Origin of the sequence: Streptomyces showdoensis (assembly GCF_039535475.1) — a bacterium.
Classification (GTDB): domain Bacteria; phylum Actinomycetota; class Actinomycetes; order Streptomycetales; family Streptomycetaceae; genus Streptomyces; species Streptomyces showdoensis.
In genome coordinates this window covers 2,970,313-2,992,189 of sequence record NZ_BAAAXG010000026.1, presented here as the reverse complement: position 1 = coordinate 2,992,189, position 21,877 = coordinate 2,970,313, and the positions used below count along the sequence as shown (strand labels likewise).

At 71.4% G+C, this 21,877-nt stretch carries 18 protein-coding genes; 10 read left to right on the top strand and 8 right to left on the bottom strand.

What is annotated here, in order from left to right:
• The first annotated feature begins 24 nt into the window (after positions 1-24).
• Entirely contained in the window at positions 25-1,179 is a 1,155-nt protein-coding gene (locus ABD981_RS26520; RefSeq protein WP_046905620.1) for a M48 family metallopeptidase, read from the top strand.
• On the opposite strand, the gene ABD981_RS26515 is transcribed toward ABD981_RS26520, so the two are convergent.
• From ABD981_RS26515 to rfbA, 8 genes are all read right to left on the bottom strand, one after another.
• Complete coding sequence (locus tag ABD981_RS26515) at positions 1,164-2,240, bottom strand: SCO2583 family membrane protein (RefSeq protein WP_046905619.1); 1,077 nt, start codon at positions 2,238-2,240, stop codon at positions 1,164-1,166. The two genes, ABD981_RS26520 and ABD981_RS26515, sit on opposite strands and share 16 nt — an antisense overlap.
• 79 nt (positions 2,241-2,319) lie before the next feature.
• The gene (locus tag ABD981_RS26510; protein ID WP_046905618.1) at positions 2,320-2,895 is read right to left on the bottom strand and encodes an SCO2584 family spore wall biosynthesis protein; all 576 of its coding nucleotides are present in this window, start codon (positions 2,893-2,895) and stop codon (positions 2,320-2,322) included.
• 77 nt (positions 2,896-2,972) lie between these two features.
• Positions 2,973-4,256, bottom strand: a complete 1,284-nt coding sequence (locus ABD981_RS26505) for a glutamate-5-semialdehyde dehydrogenase (protein WP_046905617.1) — start codon at positions 4,254-4,256, stop codon at positions 2,973-2,975.
• Between the two features lie 91 nt (positions 4,257-4,347).
• Positions 4,348-4,833 (bottom strand): hypothetical protein, encoded by a 486-nt coding sequence (locus ABD981_RS26500; RefSeq protein ID WP_046905616.1) that lies wholly within the window; start codon positions 4,831-4,833, stop codon positions 4,348-4,350.
• 256 nt (positions 4,834-5,089) lie between these two features.
• Complete coding sequence (gene proB, locus ABD981_RS26495; RefSeq protein WP_123954101.1) at positions 5,090-6,226, bottom strand: glutamate 5-kinase; 1,137 nt, start codon at positions 6,224-6,226, stop codon at positions 5,090-5,092.
• Between the two features lie 68 nt (positions 6,227-6,294).
• Positions 6,295-7,284 (bottom strand): UDP-glucose 4-epimerase GalE, encoded by a 990-nt coding sequence (gene galE / locus ABD981_RS26490; protein WP_046905614.1) that lies wholly within the window; start codon positions 7,282-7,284, stop codon positions 6,295-6,297.
• Between the two features lie 106 nt (positions 7,285-7,390).
• The gene (rfbC, locus tag ABD981_RS26485) at positions 7,391-7,996 is read right to left on the bottom strand and encodes a dTDP-4-dehydrorhamnose 3,5-epimerase (RefSeq protein ID WP_046905613.1); all 606 of its coding nucleotides are present in this window, start codon (positions 7,994-7,996) and stop codon (positions 7,391-7,393) included.
• A gap of 17 nt (positions 7,997-8,013) precedes the next feature.
• A complete protein-coding gene (gene rfbA / locus ABD981_RS26480) occupies positions 8,014-8,892 on the bottom strand; it encodes a glucose-1-phosphate thymidylyltransferase RfbA (protein WP_046905612.1) in 879 nt (292 codons plus the stop codon).
• A gap of 103 nt (positions 8,893-8,995) precedes the next feature.
• Between rfbA and rfbB the strand changes: the two genes are divergently transcribed.
• The 9 genes from rfbB (at position 8,996) to ABD981_RS26435 (ending at position 21,815) form a co-directional block, all read left to right on the top strand.
• Positions 8,996-9,985 carry a dTDP-glucose 4,6-dehydratase gene (rfbB, locus tag ABD981_RS26475; RefSeq protein WP_046905611.1) on the top strand — a complete coding sequence of 330 codons (990 nt, stop codon included), beginning with the start codon at positions 8,996-8,998 and terminating at the stop codon, positions 9,983-9,985.
• Positions 9,982-10,860, top strand: a complete 879-nt coding sequence (rfbD, locus tag ABD981_RS26470; RefSeq protein WP_046905610.1) for a dTDP-4-dehydrorhamnose reductase — start codon at positions 9,982-9,984, stop codon at positions 10,858-10,860. Before rfbB ends, rfbD begins: the two co-directional genes overlap by 4 nt.
• A complete protein-coding gene (locus ABD981_RS26465; protein ID WP_123954100.1) occupies positions 10,857-12,125 on the top strand; it encodes a lipopolysaccharide biosynthesis protein in 1,269 nt (422 codons plus the stop codon). Before rfbD ends, ABD981_RS26465 begins: the two co-directional genes overlap by 4 nt.
• Before the next feature lie 152 nt (positions 12,126-12,277).
• Positions 12,278-12,652 (top strand): DUF2304 domain-containing protein, encoded by a 375-nt coding sequence (locus tag ABD981_RS26460; protein WP_240495072.1) that lies wholly within the window; start codon positions 12,278-12,280, stop codon positions 12,650-12,652.
• Complete coding sequence (locus tag ABD981_RS26455) at positions 12,649-13,383, top strand: glycosyltransferase family 2 protein (protein WP_046905608.1); 735 nt, start codon at positions 12,649-12,651, stop codon at positions 13,381-13,383. The genes ABD981_RS26460 and ABD981_RS26455 overlap by 4 nt, the downstream gene beginning before the upstream one ends.
• On the top strand, positions 13,380-14,285 hold the full coding sequence (locus ABD981_RS26450) for a glycosyltransferase family 2 protein (protein WP_240495071.1): 906 nt from the start codon (positions 13,380-13,382) through the stop codon (positions 14,283-14,285). Before ABD981_RS26455 ends, ABD981_RS26450 begins: the two co-directional genes overlap by 4 nt.
• A gap of 105 nt (positions 14,286-14,390) precedes the next feature.
• Entirely contained in the window at positions 14,391-16,628 is a 2,238-nt protein-coding gene (locus tag ABD981_RS26445; RefSeq protein ID WP_046905607.1) for a bifunctional glycosyltransferase/CDP-glycerol:glycerophosphate glycerophosphotransferase, read from the top strand.
• A gap of 109 nt (positions 16,629-16,737) precedes the next feature.
• The gene (locus ABD981_RS26440; RefSeq protein WP_165590880.1) at positions 16,738-20,274 is read left to right on the top strand and encodes a bifunctional glycosyltransferase/CDP-glycerol:glycerophosphate glycerophosphotransferase; all 3,537 of its coding nucleotides are present in this window, start codon (positions 16,738-16,740) and stop codon (positions 20,272-20,274) included.
• 20 nt (positions 20,275-20,294) lie between these two features.
• A complete protein-coding gene (locus tag ABD981_RS26435; protein WP_046905605.1) occupies positions 20,295-21,815 on the top strand; it encodes a DUF6020 family protein in 1,521 nt (506 codons plus the stop codon).
• Positions 21,816-21,877: the final 62 nt, after the last annotated feature.

Here is a 21,877-nt window from a genome sequence, read left to right as displayed (position 1 = left end):
GACTCGTACGAATTGGGGGCATCCATGACCGAGAACCATGACGGGAACCTTCCGGGGCGCCGACGCAAGCGCTTCGCCGGTATCTCCTCGCGGGCCTACGAGCACCCGGCCGACCGCTCGGCCCTGGTCGCGCTGCGCAAGCTGAGCGGCTTCGACACCGTCTTCAAGGCGCTGAGCGGGCTGCTGCCCGAGCGCAGTCTCCGCCTGCTGTTCCTCTCCGACTCCGTGCGGGTGAGCGACGCGCAGTTCACCCACCTCAACGACATGCTGCGGGACGCGTGTTACATCCTGGACCTGGAGAAGGTCCCGCCGATGTACGTCACGCAGGACCCGAAGCCCAACGCCATGTGCATCGGCCTGGACGAGCCGATCATCGTGGTCACCACCGGCCTGGTGGAGCTGCTCGACGAGGAGGAGATGCGGGCCGTCGTCGGACACGAGGTGGGCCACGCCCTGTCGGGCCACGCCGTGTACCGGACGATCCTGCTCTTCCTCACCAGCCTGGCCGTGAAGGTCGCCTGGATCCCGCTGGGCAACGTCGCGATCATGGCGATCGTGACCGCGCTGCGCGAGTGGTTCCGCAAGTCGGAGCTCTCGGCGGACCGGGCGGGGCTGCTCGTGGGACAGGACGTCCAGGCCTCCATGCGCGGCCTGATGAAGATCGCGGGCGGCAACCACCTGCACGAGATGAACGTGGACGCCTTCCTCGCCCAGGCCGACGAGTACGAGAAGGGCGGCGACCTGCGCGACTCCGTGCTGAAGATCCTCAATGTGCTGCCGCGCTCGCACCCGTTCACCACCGTCCGGGCGGCCGAGCTGAAGAAGTGGTCCGAGACCCGCGACTACCAGCGGATCATGGACGGGCACTACCCGAAGCGGACCGAGGACAAGGACACCTCGGTGACCGACTCCTTCCGCGAGTCGGGCCGGCACTACGCCGACACGGTGCGCAGCAGCAAGGATCCGCTGATGAAGCTGGTCAACGACATAGCCGGCGGCGCCGGGGACCTCGCGGGGGACCTGAGCGGCAAGCTGTTCGGCCGGTTCGGCGGCGGCAACAGCGGCGGGCACGGCACGGACGGCGGCCCCGAGGGCGGCACGGACGGCGGCACGGGCCGAGGCACCGACGGTGACGCCGACGGCGGCCGGGGGGCCAAGGGCGGTCAGAGCGAGGGCTGAGCGCTCGGGGCCAGCGTCCCGCAGAGCGAGGAGGCGGCGGGCCGGCCCGTGGCGTACGGGTCGGTCACGCCCTGGCGGGCCCGGTCGGTGCGCTCGCCCGCCAGCAGCGGGCGCAGCGAGCCGGTGGTGTCGGCGCCGCAGGCCTGCGGGCCGGCCTGGACGGTGCTGCTGAGCAGCTCCGCGCGGTGCATCCGCAGGTCCTCGCGGTCGAAGCGGAAGTGCAGCTCGCGGTGGACCGTGAACAGCGAGGCCTGCGCCGTCGGGCCGGTGCCGGTGCCGGCCGGGCGGACCGCGTAGGTGAAGGTGTGGTCCGCCGTGACCTCCAGGAGGTCGGTGTCGATCTCCACGACGTGCAGGGTGCCGTGGACGCGGACGGTGGGGGCGGCCAGGGCGACCCGGTGCGGGTCGAAGCGCACCAGCCAGCCGGCGACGGCGTGCCGTCCGTCGTCCTGGGACCGCTCGACGCTCCGGTCGAACTGCTCCAGCTGGTCCGGGTCGATCAGGAGCCGGGCCGGGCGGACGGTCGCGCCGGTGAGGACGCCGGGTTCGAGGGAGGAGGCGACCAGGTACTCCTTGGCTATGCCGAGGGCGGTCACGACCTGGCTCTCCGAGAAGTGGGGGGTGCGCCCGGTCAGCGGGAAGTTGATCCCGGCGGCGCCGGCGGCGTACTCGGCGGCGGGGCTGTGGGCGAAGAGGCGGTCGGGTTCGCCGCCCGTCACGGGGCCCTGGGGGGCGAGCGGGACGACCGTGGTCCGCAGGGGCTCGGCCTGCTGGTCGACCGGCGGCTGGTACGGGTTGCGGACGCCGAGGTACACCGCGGTGCCGAAGGCGAGCAGGATCAGGAGCACCAGCATCAGGGCCTGCCGGGAGCCGCTCCGGCCCTCCCAGGAGGAGCGGGACCTGACGGCCTGGGCGTGCTCGCCCATCCGTTCCCGGGCGGAGAACTCCTGGAGCCGGGCAGCACGGACGAACGCCTCGTCGAAGACGACGGATCGGTACTCGTCCTCACCGCCGGGGAGCCCCTCGGGGGTCCCCTCAGGCGGGTCGCCACGCCCTGCCATACCTTCAGGGTAGGTCGGTGGACGCCCCGGTAAACGCCGAGCCGCGGGACAACTTCCGAAGATGCCCGGCGGACGCGGGTCAGGGGGTGCCGGGCACGGCCGGGACGGCCGGCACGGAGGGCACGCCGGCGCCGGACGGGACGGCCCGGGGCTTGTCCACTCCGCTGGTGGCCGGCGGCGGGATGCGGTCCTGCCGGTTGGCCGAGGCGCCGCGGTAGACCGCGCTGAAGGCGAGGGCGACCATGCCGACGCCCATCACCAGGGCGAGCACCCAGGCGACCGGGCGGTGCCAGCGGGCGCTGCCCCGGTAGGGGCGCAGGGCGCCGCCGTGGGGGCCGTAGGGGCCGAAGTCGTCGTCGGCGGTGTCGGGGTCGTAGCCGTCCGCGTAGCGGCGCGGCTCCGGGTCGTAGCCGTCCTCGTAGAGCTCGTCGTCGGCGAGTCCTGCGACGGCCCGGGCGCGGGCCGCCTCCGCCTCGGCGCGGGCCTGGGCGGCGGCGAGCAGGCGCTCGACGGCGGTCGGTTCGTGGAAGGCGGCGGCCCGTACGAAGTCCTCGTCGAAGACCACGGTGGCGAAGTCGTCCACGCCTCCGCGGTCGACAGAGTCCTCAGGGTCTTCGCCGTCCTGGAACGGCGTGCCCCCCACGTCGTCCGGCACGGGTTCAGAGTAGACCTGGGAGGGGGTTTTGGGCAGGGAGAGCGCGAACTGTCCCCGCCCCGGACGCGGCTTTCCGGTTACCGGACGTGACCGTCGCCGGTCACGATGTACTTGGTGGAGGTGAGCTCCGGAAGGCCCATGGGGCCCCGGGCGTGCAGCTTCTGGGTGGAGATGCCGATCTCGGCGCCGAAGCCGAACTGTCCGCCGTCCGTGAAGCGGGTGGAGGCGTTCACGGCGACGGTGGTCGAGTCGACCAGCTGGGTGAAGCGGCGGGCCGCGGCCTGGGAGGTGGTGACGATGGCCTCGGTGTGGCCGGAGGACCAGAGCCGGATGTGCTCGACGGCCTTGTCGAGGGATTCGACCACGGCGGCGGCGATGTCGTAGGAGAGGTATTCGGTCTCCCAGTCCTCGGGGGTGGCCGGGACGACGGTGGCCTTGGTGCCCTCGGCGTGGGCGAGGACCCGCTCGTCGGCGTGGACGGTGACGCCGGCCTCGGCGAGGGCGTCCAGGGCGCGGGGCAGGAAGGCGGCGGCGATGTCCTGGTGGACCAGGAGGGTCTCGGCGGAGTTGCAGACGCTGACCCGGTGGGCCTTGGAGTTGATCAGGATCTCGACGGCCATGTCGAGGTCGGCCTGGGCGTCGACGTAGACGTGGCAGTTGCCGGTGCCGGTCTCGATGACCGGGACGGTGGACTCCTCGACGACGGTCTTGATCAGGGAGGCGCCGCCGCGCGGGATCAGGACGTCGACCAGGCCGCGGGCGCGCATCAGCTCGCGCACCGAGTCGCGGGACTCGCCGGGGACCAGCTGGATGGCGTCGGCGGGCAGTCCGGCGCCGCCGACGGCGTCGCGCAGGACCTTCACCAGGGCGGTGTTGGAGGAGTACGCGGAGGACGAGCCGCGCAGCAGGACGGCGTTGCCGGACTTGAGGCAGAGGGCGGCGGCGTCGACGGTGACGTTGGGCCGGGCCTCGTAGATGATGCCGACGACGCCGAGCGGGACGCGGACCTGGCGCAGGTCGATGCCGTTGGGGAGGGTGGAGCCTCGGACGACCTCGCCGACCGGGTCGGGCAGGGCGGCCACGTGACGGACGTCCTCGGCGATGGCCCGCACCCGCTCGGGGGTGAGGGTGAGCCGGTCGATGATGGCCTCGCTGGTGCCGGCCTCGCGGGCGCGCGCGATGTCCTCGGCGTTGGCCTCGACGATCTCGGCCGTGCGCACCTCCAGGGCGTCCGCGACGGCGAGCAGGGCGTCGTCCTTCGCCGCGCGCGGGAGTGGCGCGATTTCGGCGGCCGCGGCGCGGGCCCGGTAGGCGGCCTGGGCGACCGGGGACATGTTGTCGAAGGGCGTGAGCGAGGTCATGCCCGCAGGGTACTGGCACCTCTGCGGACATCCCTCACGTATGCCTCGCCCGTCCCGTACTGCGAGACGTCGGCGAGGGGCCGGCGCGACGTCAGTACGGGTGGACGCCGACCGGGGCGGCCGGCGGGGGGCCGTAGCCCTCGGCGATCCGCTGGTGGTAGGTCTCCCGGTCGATGACCTCGAGGCCGACGATCTCCCAGGGCGGCAGCTTGGCGCTCTGCCGGTGCTCGCCCCACAGCCGCAGGGCGACGGCCGCGGCGTCGTGGAGGTCGCGGGCCTCCTCCCAGTAGCGGATCTCGGCGTGGTCGTTGGCGTAGCGGCTGGTCAGCAGGAAGGGGTGGTCGTGGGCCAGCTGTTCCAGGGCACGGCGCACCTCCTTCAGCGGGGCCTCGGCGCCGGAGACGCTGAGGGTGATGTGCCAGAGCTTGGAGAGCTCCCGCTCCGGAGCCTTGGTGCCCGTCGTCTCGTCCGTGGTGTCGGACTCGTCGAACTCGTCGAAGTCGGCTCCGGCTTCGACGCTCGTCAGGGCGCGTTCGGCCGTCCCGCGGGGCAGTGCCCCTGGGCGCGCTCGTCTCACCGGCGGCCTCCTGTGTGATGCCTGTGCTGCGTGCTGCTGTGTGTGCGCGTGCTGGTGTTCCCCGCCCTCTCCGTGCCCCCGAGACAAAGTTGACCAGCCCGGGGCGGTGCGTGGGGCGGTTTTGGTAAAGGTCCCTACCGGATGACCAGACTTTCAGCCGTTTCGGTTCACAAGACCCGTTTCACAAGACCCCGTTCCACGGGACCCCGCTTCAGAGGACGTCGCTCGTCGGCCGCCGGTTGACCGCGCCCCCGGTTCACATCACGACGAGGTCGTCGCGGTGGACGATCTCCCGCTCGTACTCCGGGCCGAGTTCCCTGGCCAGCTCGTGGGTGGAGCGGCCGAGGAGCCGGGGCAGTTCCTTGGCGTCGAAGTTGACCAGGCCGCGGGCGACCGCGCGGCCGTCGGTGTCGCGGAGCTCCACGGGGTCGCCGGCCGTGAACTCGCCCTCGACGGCAGCGATCCCGGCCGCCAGGAGCGACTTCTTGCCTTCGACCACGGCCCGTACGGCGCCGTCGTCGAGGACGAGCGCGCCCCGCGGGGTGGAGGCGTGCGCGAGCCAGAGGAGCCGGTCGGCGGAGCGCCGGCCCGTCCGGTGGAAGTACGTGCCGGTGTCCCGGCCGGCGAGGGCGTCGGCGGCGCGGCTCGCGGAGGTCAGGACGACCGGGATGCCGGCGGCGGCGGCGATCCGGGCCGCCTCGACCTTGGTGACCATGCCGCCGGTGCCGACGCCCGCCTTGCCGGCCGCGCCGATCTCGACGTGGGCGATGTCCTCGGGTCCGGCGACCTCGGCGATCCGCGCGGTGCCGGGCTTGGCCGGGTCGCCGTCGTAGAGCCCGTCCACGTCGGAGAGGAGGACCAGCAGGTCGGCGCGGACGAGGTGGGCGACGAGGGCGGCGAGCCGGTCGTTGTCGCCGAAGCGGATCTCGTCCGTGGCGACGGTGTCGTTCTCGTTGACGACCGGCAGGGCGCCCATGGCGAGCAGCTGGTCGAGGGTCCGGTAGGCGTTGCGGTAGTGCGCGCGGCGGCTGGTGTCGTCGGTGGTGAGCAGGACCTGGCCGACGCGCACCCCGTAGCGCGCGAAGGAGGCCGTGTAGCGGGCGACGAGCAGCCCCTGGCCGACGCTGGCGGCGGCCTGCTGGCGGGCCAGGTCCTTGGGGCGGCGGGTGAGGCCGAGCGGGGCGAGCCCGGCGGCGATGGCGCCGGAGGAGACCAGGACGATCTCCTTCTCTCCGCCGCTGCGGACCTTGGCGAGCACGTCCACGAGGGCGTCGACCCGGTCGGCGTCGAGCCCGCCGGAGGCGGTGGTCAGCGAGGAGGAGCCGACCTTCACGACGATCCTGCGGGCTTCCGTCACGTACTGCCTTGCCACTGTCACCTGCGTCGACCCCATCGTGCCTGTCCTGCTCGCCTCGGCTGTCCGTCGCGCAATCTACGCGAGTGCGTTTCCGCGGCGCCCCTCTATTCCGCGGGCTGGACGGCGCCGCCGGTGTGCGCGGCCCAGGCCGAGGCGATCATCGAGCGGACGTCGTGGCGGGCCTTCCAGCCCAGCTCGGCGGAGATCCGCTCGGCGGAGGCGACCACCTTCGCCGGGTCGCCGGGGCGGCGGGCGGTGACCTCGGGCTCGACGGAGAGGCCGGTGACCTCGCGGATCAGGTCGATCATCTCCCGTACCGAGACGCCCTCGCCGCGCCCGATGTTGAGGGTGAGGTCGCGGTGGTCCCCGGCGGCGGCGAGCTCGGCGAGACGCCGGGCGGCGGCCAGGTGGGCCTCGGCGAGGTCGGCGACGTGGATGTAGTCGCGGACGCAGGTGCCGTCGGGGGTGGCGTAGTCGTCGCCGAAGACCAGCGGCGGCTGCCCGGCGTCGAGGCGCTGGAAGACCATGGGGACCAGGTTGAAGACGCCGGTGTCGGCGAGCTCGGGGGTGGCGGTGCCGGCGACGTTGAAGTAGCGCAGGCAGGCGGTGGCCATGGAGTGGGCGCGGCCGACGGAGCGGACCATCCACTCGCCGGCGACCTTGGTCTCGCCGTACGGGCTGAGCGGCGCGCAGGGGGTGTCCTCGGTGACCAGGTCGGTGTCGGGCGTCCCGTAGACCGAGGCGGAGGAGGAGAAGAGGAAGGAGCCGACGCCGGCCGCCGCGGCCGCTTCGAGCAGGACCGTCAGGCCCGTCACGTTCTCGCGGTAGTAGTGGAGCGGGCGCTCGACGGATTCGCCGACGGCCTTCTTCGCGGCGAGGTGGACGATCCCGCTGACGGAGTGGTCGGCGAGGACCCGGTCGAGGAAGGCCCGGTCGAGGACGGTGCCGCGCTCCAGCGGCACTCCCGCCGGGACTCTGCCCGGGTCGCCGGAGGAGAGGTCGTCCAGGACGACCACCCGCTCACCGGCCTCGGCCATGGACTTGACGACATGGGAACCGATGTAGCCGGCGCCGCCGGTGATGAGCCACGTCATTCGGGCAGCCTAACGCGAAGGGGTACGGAACGACGGCGGCCCGGCGACTCCCCGAGGGGAATCGCCGGGCCCTGTCACGGACGGGTGCGGACGGAGCGCGCGGGGCTCAGCCGCGCTCGGCCAGCGAGGCGCGGAAGGCCAGGCACTCCTCGTAGACCGGCAGGATGCCGGCCTCGCGCGCCTGCGCGAGGGTCGGGCCCTGGGTGTCCTTGGCGGACAGCTCGGGCTCGCCGTCGACCGGCCACTCGATGCCGATGGCGGGGTCGAGCGGGTGGATCGTGCGCTCCCGCTCGGGGGCGTACCCCTCGGAGCAGAGGTAGCTGACGGTCGCGTCGTCGGTGAGCGCGCAGAAGCCGTGGCCGAGGCCCTCGGAGAGGTAGACGGCCTTGCGGTCCTTGTCGTCGAGGCGCACGGCCTCCCACCGGCCGAAGGTCGGCGAGCCGACCCGTACGTCGACGATGATGTCGAGCACCGCGCCGCGGACGCAGGTCACGTACTTCGCCTGGCCGGGCGGCACGTCGGCGAAGTGGATGCCGCGCACGACGCCGGCGGAGGAGACGGAGAGGTTGCCCTGCTTCAGGTTCAGCGGGTGACCGACGGCCTCGGCCATGCGCTCGGCCTTGTACCACTCCAGGAAGAGGCCTCGGGAGTCGCCGAACTGCTGCGGGACGAACTCCCAGGCGCCCTCGATGCCAAGGGGGTTGACCTTCATGGAAACGATCGGTCCTCTCAGGCCTTCTCGGCCTCGTAGGCCAGCAGGTCGAGCAGGTAGTCGCCGTAGCCGCTCTTGGTGAGCGGCTGGGCGAGCGCGCGCAGCTGCTCGTCGTCGATGAACCCGGCGCGCCAGGCGGCCTCTTCGAGGCAGCCGATCTTCATGCCCTGGCGCTCCTCGACCACGCGGACGAACTCGGAGGCCTGGACGAGGGACTGGAAGGTGCCGGTGTCGAGCCAGACGGTGCCGCGGTCGAGGACCGAGACCTGGAGCTCGGCGCGGTCCAGGTAGTGCTTGTTGACGTCGGTGATCTCCAGCTCGCCCCGGGCGCTCGGCTCCAGGTTCTTGGCGATCTCGACGACCCGGCTGTCGTAGAAGTAGAGGCCCGGCACCGCGTAGCGGGACTTCGGGTTCTTCGGCTTCTCCTCGATGGAACGGGCCACGCCGTTCTCGTCGAAGTCGACGACACCGTAGGCGGTGGGGTCGGAGACGGCGTGGGCGAAGACCACCCCGCCCTCGGGCTTGCGGTAGTCCGCGAGCTGCCGGCCGAGGCCGGTGCCGTGGAAGATGTTGTCGCCGAGGATCAGCGCGACGGGCTCGTCGCCGATGAATTCCTCGCCGATGACGAAAGCCTCGGCAATTCCGTTGGGGTGCTCCTGAGTGGCGAACTGGATGTCGAGTCCGAAATCGGACCCGTCGCCCAGGAGCCGCTCGAACTGGGGGCGCTCCTCCGGACCGGTGATGATCAGAATGTCCTTGATCCCGGCCATCACGAGGGTGGTCAGGGGGTAATAGATCATCGGCTTGTCGAAGACCGGCATCAGCTGCTTCGACACGGCTCGGGTGATCGGCCACAGTCGGGAGCCGGTACCACCGGCAAGCAAAATTCCACGCATGGGCACGCAGCCTACGGCAGCCCCGCGGGGCCGCTCACCATCGCGACCGTGAGAACGGCCACGGAACGGTGCGCGAAGCCCACCCCATAGAATGGTGGCCCTTATGAAGATTCTCGTCACCGGCGGCGCCGGGTTCATCGGTTCACAGTTCGTGCGGGCACTGCTCTCCGAAGAGCTGCCCTCGGGCAAGGGCGCCCAGGTCACCGTCCTGGACAACCTGACCTACTCCGGCAACGAGGCGAACCTCGCCCCGGTGGCGGACAAGCCCGGCTACACCTTCGTCCACGGCGACATCCGCGACTACGCGGTCGTCGACGACGCGATGCGCGGCCAGGACGCGGTCGTGCACTTCGCGGCCGAGTCCCACGTGGACCGCTCGATCCTGGACGCCTCCCCGTTCGTGACCACCAACGTGCTCGGCACCCAGGTCCTGCTGGACGCCGCCAAGCGGCACGGCGTCGGCCGCTTCGTCCACGTCTCCACGGACGAGGTCTACGGCTCGATCTCCGAGGGCTCCTGGACCGAGGACTGGCCGCTCGCGCCGAACTCCCCGTACTCGGCCTCCAAGGCCGGCTCGGACCTGCTGGCGCTGTCGTACCACCGCACGCACGGCATGGACGTCGTCGTCACCCGCTGCTCCAACAACTACGGGCAGTACCACTTCCCCGAGAAGATGATCCCGCTGTTCACCACGAACCTGCTGGACGGGAAGAAGGTGCCGCTCTACGGCGAGGGCCTGAACATCCGCGACTGGCTGCACGTCTCGGACCACTGCCGTGGCATCGAGATGGTGCTGCGCGGCGGCCGCGCCGGCGAGATCTACCACATCGGCGGCGGCACCGAGGTCACCAACAAGGAGCTCACCGGTCTCCTGCTGGACGCCTGCGGCGCCGGCTGGGACATGGTCGAGCACGTCGAGGACCGCAAGGGCCACGACCTGCGCTACTCCCTGTCGATCGCCAAGATCCAGGAAGAGCTCGGCTACACCCCGCAGGTCACCTTCGAGCAGGGTCTCGCCACCACCGTGCAGTGGTACCGCGACAACCGCGCCTGGTGGGAGCCGCTGAAGGCGAAGGCGGCGCTGTCCGCATGAGCCGCTGGCTGATCACCGGTGCGGCCGGGATGCTCGGCCGCGACCTCGCCGAGGTGCTCGCGGCGGACGGCGTGGAGTACACCGCGCTGACCCGCCAGGAGCTGGACGTCACCGACGCCGCCGCGGTCCGCGCGGCGGTGGCCGGTCATGACGTGGTGGTCAACGCCGCCGCGTGGACCGACGTCGACGGCGCCGAGACCGAGGAGGCCGCGGCCACCCGGATCAACGGCGACGGACCCCGTGCCCTGGCGGCGGCCTGCGCCGAGACGGGCGCCGTGCTGATCCAGGTCTCCACGGACTACGTCTTCCCGGGCGACGCGACCGAGCCGTACCGGCACGACGCGCCCACCGCCCCGGTGAACGCCTACGGCCGCAGCAAGCTGGCCGGCGAGCTCGCCGTGACCGAGCTGCTGCCCGAGCGCGGCTACGTGGTGCGCACCGCGTGGCTGTACGGGGCGCACGGCCGCAACTTCGTGTCGACGATGCTGGGCCTGGCCGAGCGTCTCGACACCGTCGACGTGGTCGACGACCAGCGCGGCCAGCCGACCTGGACCCGTGCGCTGGCCCGCCAGCTGCGCGAGCTGGGCGAGGCGGCCGTGGCGGGGAAGGCCCCGGCGGGCGTCTACCACGGCACGGCCTCCGAGACGGCGACCTGGTTCGACCTGGCGCGGGCGGCCTTCGAGCTGACCGGTCTGGACCCGGAGCGGGTGCGGCCGACCACCTCGGAGAAGTTCGTGCGTCCGGCGCGCCGGCCCTCCTTCAGCGTGCTCGCGCACGAGCGCTGGGCCGAGGCGGGCGTCGCGGCGCAGCCGCACTGGCGTGACCAGCTGACCGAGGCCCTGCGGGTCATGGCTCCGGGACGGTCCGGCGCGTGAGCCTGCTCGACCGGATCGGCACGGCGCTGCCGCGCGGCACCGCCTTCGTCGGCATCGGCACCGCGGTGCTCGGCGGCGCCAACTACGTCCATCTCGCGGCGGCGGGCCACTCGCTCTCCGTCGACGACATGGCGAGCTTCTCGGTCCTGTGGACTGCGGTGGCCTCCATAGGCCTGGGTCTCTTCTTCCCGGTCGAGCAGGAGGTCACCCGGGTGGTGGCCGCCCGCGTGGTGGCCGGCGACGGGGCACTGCCCGTGCTGCGGCGCGGTGCGGTGCTCTCGTTCGGCCTGCTGGCGGCGGTGCTGCTGCCGCTGGCGCTGTTCGCCGGGCCGCTCGCGGACCTGTTCTTCCACGGGGACGAGAGCCTGATCGTCGCGGTCGGCGGCGCCTTCGCGGCGCTGGCCTGCGCCCATGTGACCCGCGGCATACTGGCGGGTCTCGGCCGCTTCGAGGCGTACGGGCTGCAGCTCGGCCTCGACGGCCTGCTGCGGATCCTGCTGTCCGTGGGCATGGCGCTGGCCGGGGTGACCTCGGCCTTCGCGTTCGCCGCGGTGATGACCGTGGCGCCGCTGATCGCGGTGGCGGTCACGCTGCCGCAGGTGTTCCGCGGGGCCAAGGCCGGCTCGACGGCGCGGTGGCGGGAGCTGATCGAGCACCTGGGGCTGCTCGTCGGTTCGACGCTGCTGGCGCAGGTGCTCGTCAACATCGCGGTGATCAGCACCAAGCTGATCGCGACGGACGACAGCGCCCTGGTGGCCGCGCTGCTGTCGGCGCTGGTCCTGGCGCGGGTTCCGCTGTTCGCGTTCGGCGCCTTCCAGGCCTCGCTGCTCGCGGGGCTCTCCACGGCGCAGGCCGAGGGCGACGCCCCCGCCTACCGCCGGCTGCTGCTGCGGGCGTGCGCGCTGACGGCGGGTCTCGGGGCGGCGTTCGGCATCGGGGCGGTCGCGCTGGGGCCGGTCCTGCTGCCGGTGCTGTTCGGTTCGCCGGACGTGCTGGGGCCGGTGGACTTCGCGTGGCTCTCGCTCGGCACGATGCTCTACATGCTGGCGATGGTGCTCGGCCAGGCCCTGCTCACGAGTGGCGCGGCGCGTCAGCAGCTGCTCGCGTGGGTGGTGGGGACGGCCGTCCTGCTGGCGGTCACTCTGAGTCCCCTCGAACTGCGCACGAGGGTCGAAATCGCCTATGCGGTGGGGTCGCTCGCGGTCGTCACCTACATGACTCTCGTCCTTCGCTCTCGTGTAGGCTACCGTTCGGTGCACTCATAGGAATGATCACCATTCCCTCACTCTCCGTGACCATCGCGACGGACAGTGGACTGCAATCCGGTGGCTCCTTCTCCAGCCGCCCACCCCTGGAAGAGTAGACAGGCCCTTTCCATGAGTCGTCCCATACACCGGAGCCATGCATGAAGTTGTGGATGCTGACTTCGGTCACCGGAGTCTTTCTCGTCGCGTGCATCGTGGAGCTGCTGCGCCGTCGCAAGCTCAAGGAGAAGTACGCGTTCCTGTGGGTGCTCACCGGCCTGGTGATCATCCCGCTCGGCTTCTTCCCGAGCGGCCTGGACTCGATCGCCCGCGCGGTGGGCGTCGCCTCCGGCGTCAGCCTCATCCTCTTCCTCAGCGTCGCGTTCCTCTTCATCGTCTGCCTCCAGCTGAGCTGGGAGGTGGGCCACCTCGAGGAGGAGGGCCGCACCCTTTCGGAGGAAGTGGCCCTGCTGCGCATCGACGTGAACGAGCTGCGCGAGGAGCTGGCGGAGAAGGCCGACACGGCCGGGCAGGGGAGCTCCAAGTGATCGACGGCAAGCGCGTACTGATCATCATGCCGGCGTGGAACGAGGCCGAGGGCGTCGCCGACGTCGTCAAGGAGGTCTACACGACCCTCCCCGGCGTCGACGTCCTCGTCGTCGACGACGGCTCCGCCGACGACACCAGCGCCGTGGCGCGGGGTGCCGGCGCGACCGTGATGACGCTCCCGTACAACCTCGGCGTCGGCGGCGCGATGCGCGCCGGCTACCGCTACGCGCACGACCGCGGCTACGACGTGGCCATCCAGGTCGACGCGGACGGGCAGCACGACCCGCGCAACGTGCCGGAGCTGCTCGCCCGCCTGGACGCCGGCGCGGACCTCGTCATGGGCGCCCGCTTCGCCGGCACCGGTGACTACGAGACCCGCGGCCCGCGCAAGTGGGCCATGCTCGTCCTCGCCTTCTGGCTGTCGCGCATGGCGAAGACCAAGCTCACCGACGTCACCTCCGGCTTCCGCGCCTCCAACCGCGACCTGATCGACGTCTTCGCGCACTGGTACCCGGTGGAGTACCTGGGCGACACGGTGGAGTCCTCCATCGCCGTGGTCCGGGCCGGCTACCGCATCGAGCAGGTGCCCGTCGCCATGCGCCCGCGCGCGACCGGCACCCCGAGCCAGTCGCCGTGGAAGGCCACGCTCTACCTGGGCCGCATCGGCATGATCCTGCTGCTGGCGCTCAGCCGCCGCTCCGCCCTCGGCCCCAAGGGGAAGGGCAAGTGACGGCGGTGGGCACGCTCGACATCATGCTGCCGCACTACGGCGACACCGGCCTGATGCAGGCCGCCGTCCGCAGTGTGCTCGACCAGACCGACGAGGACTGGCGGCTGACCGTCGTGGACGACGGCAAGGAGGAGGGCGTGCCCGAGTGGTTCGCCTCCCTCGGCGACAGCCGGGTCCGTTACCTGCGCAACGAGCAGAACCTCGGCATCACCAAGAACTTCCGCAAGTGCGTCGAGCTCGTGGAGGCCCCGTACTTCTCGATGCTCGGCAGCGACGACCTGCTGCTGCCGACCTACGTCGAGACGATGCGCGCCGCGATCGAGGCCGAGCCCGGTGCGGCGATCTACCAGCCGGGCGTCGAGGTCATCGACGAGCACGGCGCCCCGTCGACCTCGCTGGGCGACGAGGTCAAGAAGCGGCTGTACGCGCCGAAGGACGACGGCCGCCGGCTGGTCCTCTCGGGCGAGCCGCTGGCCGCCAACCTGCTCGGCGGCAACTGGCTCTACTTCCCGTCGATCGTGTGGCGCGCCGACGCCGTCAAGGCGGTCAGCTTCCGCGAGGACCTGTCGGTCATCCAGGACCTGGCGCTGATCATCGAGCTGATCCGGCGCGGCGAGAAGCTGGTGGTCGAGCCGGCCACCGCGTTCCGCTACCGGCGCCACTCGGGCAGCCTGTCGTCCTCCGAGGCCGCCACCGGGGCCCGCTTCGGCGAGGCCGTGCGCTTCTTCAACGAGGTGGCCGACGAGCTCGACCGGCACGGCTGGCCGAAGGCCGCGAAGGCGGCGCGCCGCCATCTGTCGATGCGGCTGCACGCGCTGACCATGGTGCCGGGGGCCTTGCGGCACCGGCAGTCGGCCGCCGTGCGCAAGCTGCTCGGTTATGCCCTGACCAGCTCGCAGTGACCGTCCGAGCGGGGCGGCGGGAACGATCCCGCCGCCCCGCTCGGGCGTGGTCCGCCCCGTACCCCGTGTCCAGCACACCGTCCGTCCGGAAGCACTGAAGCCCACATGACTCCCACGCAAGCAGCGCGGCGTTCCGACGCCCCCCGGTTCAGCATCGTCGTCCCGGCCTACGGGGTGGAGGCGTACCTGCGCGACTGCCTCGACTCGGTGCTGAGCCAGTCGTTCCAGGACTTCGAGCTGATCGCGGTCAACGACGCCTCGCCGGATGCCTGCGGCGCGATCATGGACGAGTACGCGGCGCTCGACCCGCGCGTGGAGGCGCTGCAGCTCGCGCAGAACGTGGGCCTGGGGCGCGCCCGCAACGCCGGCATGGCACGGGCGAAGGGCACCTACCTGCTCTTCCTGGACAGCGACGACACCCTGCTGCCCGGCTCGCTCGCGGCGATCGCCCAGCGGCTCGACGAGACCGGCGACCCGGAGCTGCTGGTCTTCGACTACTCCCGCACCCACTGGGACGGCCGGATCACCCCGAACGCCAAGGCCAAGGTGCTCGCCGACAGCCCGCGCGGGGCCGTCGCCCTGGACGACAACCCGGGCCTGCTCGGGCTGCTCCAGGTCGCCTGGAACAAGGCGTACCGCCGGGACTTCGTGGAGCGCTGGGGCTTCGAGTACCCCACCGGCTACTACGAGGACACCCCCTGGACCTACCCGGTGCTGATCGCCGCCGAGACCATCGCGGTGCTCCCCCGGGTCTGCGTGCACTACCGCCAGCGCCGCCAGGGCAGCATCCTGCACAGCACCAGCCGCAAGCACTTCGACGTCTTCGACCAGTACGGCCTGGTGTTCGCGTTCATCGACGCGCACCCCGAGTTCGACCGCTGGCGCGGCCCCCTCTTCGACCGCATGATCACCCACTTCCGGGTGATCGAGAACTCCCCGGGCCGCCTCCCCGACGAGGCCCGCGCCGAGTTCCGCACGACCTTCCAGCAGTACGAGAAGCAGTACCGCCCGGCCGGCCACGCCACCCCGCAGGGCGCCGCCTCCGCCCGCCGCAAGGCCGTCGGCAAGCTGCCCGCCCCGCTGCGCGGCGCCGCCCGGCGCGCGTACCGGACGGCCCGCAAGGTCAAGGCCGCCCCGCGTCGGCTGCGCAAGCCGCTGCGCACCGCGGTGCTGGCCGGCTACTACCGGGCGCAGCGGATGCTGCCCGTGCAGAACGACACGGCCGTCTTCGCCGCGTACTGGAACACGGACTACGCCTGCAACCCGGCCGCCGTCCACCAGAAGCTCCTGGAGCTCGCGCCGAAGGTGAAGACGACCTGGGTGCTGAAGCCCGGCTCGCGCAACACCCCGCCGCCCGGCACGAACGTCGTGCACCCCGGCTCCTTCGGGTTCTGGCGCGCGATGGCCCGGGGCAAGTACTTCGTCAACAACGTCAACTTCCCCACCCGGGTGGTCAAGCGGCCCGGCCAGATCCACGTGCAGACGCACCACGGCACCCCGCTGAAGCGGATGGGCGTCGACCTGGCCGAGTTCCCCGTCGCCCAGGGCGACCTGGACCTGCCCTCGCTCATGGAGCGGGTGGACCGCTGGGACTACAGCGTCTCCTCCAACAGCTTCACCACCGCGATCTGGGACCGCGCCTACCCGGCCGAGTACACCAAGCTGGACTACGGCTACCCGCGCAACGACGTGCTGGTCCGGGCCGGCGAGGAGGAGCGGCTGCGGGCCCGCGCCGCGCTCGGGCTGCCCGAGGACACCACGGTCGTGCTGTACGCGCCGACCCACCGCGACTACCAGAACGTGCCGCAGCCGCTGCTCGACCTGGAGCACCTGGCGGCCCGGCTCGGCGAGGGCTTCACCGTGCTGTCCCGGGCGCACTACTTCCTGCTGGACAGCCCCGGCGGCACCGGCCCGAAGGACGGCTCCGGCGTCGTGGACGTCAGCCGCCACCCCTCGGTCGAGGAGCTGTTCCTCGCCGCCGACTGCCTGCTGACGGACTACTCGTCGCTGATGTTCGACTACGCGCTGCTGGACCGGCCCGTCGTCGTCTACGCCAACGACTGGGAGGTCTACCGCGCGACCCGCGGCACCTACTTCGACATCCACGTCGAGAAGCCCGGCCACGTGGTGGCAACCGAGCCCGAGCTGCTCGACGTCTTCCTCTCGGGGCGCTGGTCGGACGACGAGTCGGCGAAGCTGCGAACGGAGTTCCGTCGGCGCTTCTGTGAGTTCGACGACGGTGCCGCGGCCGAGCGGGTGGTACGCAGGGTGTTCCTGAAGCAGGAGAATGTACCGCCGGTGGCGCTTCCTCCGGAGCGCCCGAGCCCTCGCACCCGCGGCTAGAGCTACCGTGTCCGGCGAGCCATGCGTCGCCGTCACGCACGAAACACCTTGAGGAAAGGCGCAGTACCCAATGCCTCCCCGCCTGTCAGTAATCGTTCCCGTGTACAACGTGGAGCTCTTTCTCGACGAGTGCCTGCAGTCCCTTGCCGACCAGACGTTCACCGACTGGGAGGCGATCGTCGTCGACGACGGCTCCAAGGACGGCAGCCTCGCGATCGCGGAGAGCTGGGCGGCGAAGGACGCGCGGATCCGGGTGGTCGCGCAGGAGAACCAGGGGCTGGGGCCCGCCCGTAACACCGGTGTCGCGCACCTCACGGAGGGCACCGAGTACCTCGCGTTCGTCGACAGCGACGACATCGTGCTGCCGGACGCCTACGAGCGGTTCATCGCCAAGCTGGACGAGACCGGTTCGGACTTCGCCAGCGGCAACGTGAACCTGCTCAAGGCCGGCGAGATCCTGATCTCCCCGCTGCACGAGAAGCGCCTCAACAAGGACCGCGACCGCACCCACATCTCCCACGACAAGGCACTGGTCTACGACCGCACCGCGTGGAACAAGGTCTTCCGGCGCTCCTTCTGGGAGCGGCACGCCTTCGAGTTCCCCGGCATCCTCTACGAGGACGCCCCGGTGACGCTGCCCGCGCACTTCCGGGCGAAGAGCGTGGACGTCCTCGGCGACCCCGTCTACCTGTGGCGCCAGCGGACCGGCGGCGCGCCGTCCATCACCCAGCGCCGCACCGAGCCGGTCAACGTCCGCGACCGCATAAGGTCGTGCGACTCCGTGAGCCGCTTCCTCGGCGCGCAGCCGGGCGAGGAGTTCGCGGAGCACAAGCGCTGGTACGACGAGATCTTCATCAGCGACGAGCTGCCGCTGTTCATGGGCGTGCTCGACGAGGCCGGCGAGGAGTTCCGCGAGCTGTTCATGACGGGCGCCGCCGACTTCCTCAGCCGGGTCGACCCCCGGGTGCTGCCGCGGATCGACGTGTCGCTGCGGCTCAAGTGCCACCTGATCACCGAGGGCCGGCTCGCCGAGCTCCTCGACCTGCTGGCCTTCGAGCGCGAGACCGGCCGGGCGATCCCGGTCGCCCGCCAGGGCCTGCGGCACTTCGCCGACTACCCGGTGCTCGACAAGGACAAGGGCTCGGTGCCGCGCGAGGTGCTGAAGGTCGGCGCCGAGTTCTCGGCCCGCGCCCGCGCCGAGCAGATCCTGTGGCAGAACGGCCGGCTGCACATCGACGGGCACGCCTACATCCGCAACCTGGCGGCCCCCTCGCCCAAGCCCTCGCTGCGCGTGCTGATGCTGCGCGAGAGCGGCAGCCGGCGCACCGTCCTGGTCCGCCCGACCCGCACCAAGGCGCCGAAGGCCACCCAGACCTCCGGCCAGTCGCTGCACAACTACGACTGGTCCGGCTTCTCCCTCGACGTCAACCCGGCCAAGCTCAAGGGCCGCGGCGGCTGGCGCGACGGCGTGTGGCGGCTGACCATGGCCACCGTCCAGGAGGGCGTGGCCCGCCGCACCCGGCTGAAGGCCGGCGAGAGCGGCAACGCCGAGAGCCCGTCCCCGCACTGGGTGGAGAAGGACGTCCGGGTCGTCCCGTTCGTCTCCGACAGCCACCTGTACCTGCGCGTCGAGCTGATCCGCGCCCGGCTGACCGGCCACCAGGTCGCCGACGGCGTCGTCGAGCTGTCCGGCGTCCTCGGCCACGAGGCCGCGGCCGCCGGGGCCAAGCCCGTGCTGCGCCTGACCCACGGCACCTCCGAGGCGAAGCTGGAGTTCCCGGTCACCCGGACCGGCGCCGCGTCCGCGGAGTTCTCGGTCCGGGTCCCGCTGGCCGACCTGGACGTCGAGGGCCGCGACTCCGCGGACCTGGAGGTCACCGACAAGTGGACGGCCGAGCTGGTGCTCGGCAAGCGGGCCCACCCCGTCGCGGTGAACGACCGCCAGGGCGACCTGGGCCGTCAGCACCCCGTCGACGGCTCCGTCACCACCCCGTGGGGGGCCAGGACGATCGCGGTCGCCAACGACGGCGTCGGCCGCCTGGTGCTGCGCACCCAGCCGGTCCAGCCCATGGTCGCCAAGGCGACGGTGAGCCCCGAGGGCCGGATCGTCCTGGAGGGCGCCCTGCCGGCGAGCACCGAGGAGCCGCTGGAGCTGGTGCTGCGCCACAGCCGGCACGCCGAGGAGCACCGCCACCCGGTCACCGTCGAGGACGGCGTCTTCCACGCCGACTTCCTGCCGGTGCCCGGCGGGCTCACCAAGGTGCCGCTCCGCCAGGGCCGCTGGTACCTCTTCGTCCGCACCGTCGACAGCCGCGTCGAGGTGCCGGTCCGGGCCGTCCCGACGGCCCTCGGCACCCTGCCGGTCACCTTCTCGGTGCGCGGCCGCGAGTACGCGCTGACCCACCGGTTCTACGACCGGCTGCTGGTCGACGCCTCCCCCGACCTGAACGCGGAGGAGGTCGGCTGGTTCCGCCAGCGCGAGATGCGCACCACGGTGTACCAGGAGGCCCGGACGGCGCCGCTGAAGGACACCGTGCTGTACGCCTCCTTCTCCGGCCGCCAGTTCTCCGACTCGCCGCGCGCGGTCTACGAGGAGCTGCTGCGCCAGGGCTCCGAGCTGGAGCACGTGTGGGTCGTGGAGGACCGCCGGGCCGAGATCCCGGAGGGCGTGCGGGTCATCCGCCGCTGGAGCCACGAGTGGTACGAGGCGCTCGGCAACAGCCGGTACATCGTGACCAACACCCACCTGCCGTTCTGGATCCGGCGCCGTGAGGGCCAGGTGATCGTCCAGACCTGGCACGGCACCCCGCTCAAGCGGATCGGCCACGACATCGACAGCGTGCAGTTCGCGGACCGCAAGTACCTGTCGAAGGTCGCCGAGGAGACCCCGAGCTGGAGCTTCCTGGTCTCCCCCAACCGCTTCTCGACCCCGATCATGAAGCGGGCGTTCCAGTACGACGGGGAGATCCTGGAGTCCGGTTACCCCCGCAACGACGTGCTGCTGTCGGAGAAGACCGACGACCTGGCGCGGACCGTGCGGGAGCGGATCGGGCTGCCGGAGGGCAAGAAGGTCGTGCTGTACGCGCCGACCTGGCGGGACGACCAGTTCTACCAGGCGGGCAACTACAAGTTCGATCTCCGCGTCGACATCGAGAAGGCCGCCGAGCGGCTCGGCGAGGACCACGTCCTGCTGGTGCGCAAGCACTCGAACATCGTGGACGCGGTCCCGGGCGCGGGGGACGGCTTCGTCTTCGACGTCTCGTCCTACCCGGACATCGCCGAGCTGTTCCTGATCACCGACGTGCTGGTCACGGACTACTCGTCGCTCATGTTCGACTTCGCGAACACGGGCCGTCCGATGCTGTTCTTCACGTACGACCTGGAGTACTACCGCGACCAGCTGCGCGGCTTCTACTTCGACTTCGAGAAGCGGGCCCCCGGTCCGCTGCTGCAGACGTCGGACGAGCTGATCGAGGCACTGGGTGACATCGACCGGATCAGTGCCGGCTACACCGACGCGTACCGCGAGTTCCGGGACGTGTTCTGCGACCTCGACGACGGCCACGCCGCCGAGCGCGTGATCACGCGGATGCTGGAGCTCGCCCACCCCGACAGCCCCTCCACCGATCCCGCGGAGCAGCGTTGAAGACGCCATCCATCCCCTTTGTGAACCGGATAGTCGAGCGGATCCCGGCCCAGCGGCGGCTGCCGCTGGCCGTGTACGCCGCGACGCAGCTGATCTTCCTGGTGTGGTGGGCGGCGTTCTACCCGGGCGGGATGAGCTACGACTCGATCTCGTACGTGTGGCACGTCACCACGGGTCACTGGATGTCCAACCACTCGGTGGCGTACGACGGTCTGGTCTGGCTGTCGCTCCAGCTCACCGGTGACCTGGCGCTGCTGACCTTCGCCCAGTCCGTGGCCATGGCCGCGGCGCTGGCCTACGTGGTCGTCACGCTGCGGATGTTCGGCGTGAAGGGGAAGTGGAGCTTCACGGCCGCGGTCGCGTGCGCGGTGCTGCCGTCGATCGGCACCTTCGTCATCTACGTGTGGAAGGACGTGCCGTTCGCGATCGGCGCGGTCGTCGCCTTCGGCGCGGCCGGGCGGCTCGCGGCGCGCCGGCTGCGGGGCGAGTCCCAGCTGCGGGACAAGGCCTTCCGCAACGAGATCGTCATGCTGTTCATCGGCTTCCTGGCGATGGGCCTCTTCCGCAACAACGGTCTGCTCGTCGCGGTCATCGCCGTGCCGGTGCTGCTGCTGACGCTGCCGAAGATGCGCAAGTGGCTCCTGTTCGCGACGGTCGTCCCGGTGACGATCGCGGCGCTGCTGCAGACGGTGATCTACCCGGCCATCGGCGTCATCACGCCGACCAAGGACCAGGTGTACGCGATGAACTACGCGGACATCGCGGTGGTCTACGGCAAGGTCCCGCAGACCTTCACCCAGGCCGACAAGGACCTCATGGCGAAGGTCGCTCCGCTGTCGCACTGGGGCGGGCGCGCGGCGAACTGCTACAACGCCGACTGGGCGATGAAGAAGCCCATGAACCGCAAGCTGGCGGACCAGTACAACGACCAGCTGATCGACCTGTGGTTCCGCGTCCTGAAGCGGACCCCGGACCAGATGATCGCGGCCCGCGTGTGCCGCTCGCACATCGCGTGGTCGCCGTTCCCCGGCCCGGTCGACAAGATGGGCCACACGCTGATCAGCCCGCCGTCCGTGCCGAAGAACCTGTTCGGCTGGGCGGACTGGAACCCGGAGATGGCGGACAGCCCGTACCGCCCGATCCTGAAGATCCGCCCGCTCAACGACCAGCTGCACGACGCCGCGTTCTTCGCCTGGAAGGCCAGCAAGACGCCGCAGCTGCAGTGGCTGCTGTTCCGCGGCGCGATCTGGTGCTACGCGGCGTACGCCGTGGTGCTCGCCTTCTCCCGCAGGAACCGCACCTGGGCCCCGGTGGCGCTGCTCTCCATCCCGCTGGCGCTCCAGCTCACGGTGGTCGCGGCGAACCCGGCGCCGCTGGCCCGCTACATGTTCGCCCCGATGTTCCTGGGCATCCTCACGCTGCCCCTGATCGGCGCGAAGCCCCGCTTCGGCAAGGGCTCCAAGCCGCAGCCGGAGCAGCAGGAGCCGAAGAAGGAGACCGCCACCCCGGACCCCGAACCGGAGCCGGAACCGGTCGCCTGACGGACGCCGGGCGGGACATGCGGAAGGGGCCCGCCTCCTCGATCGAGGAGGCGGGCCCCTTC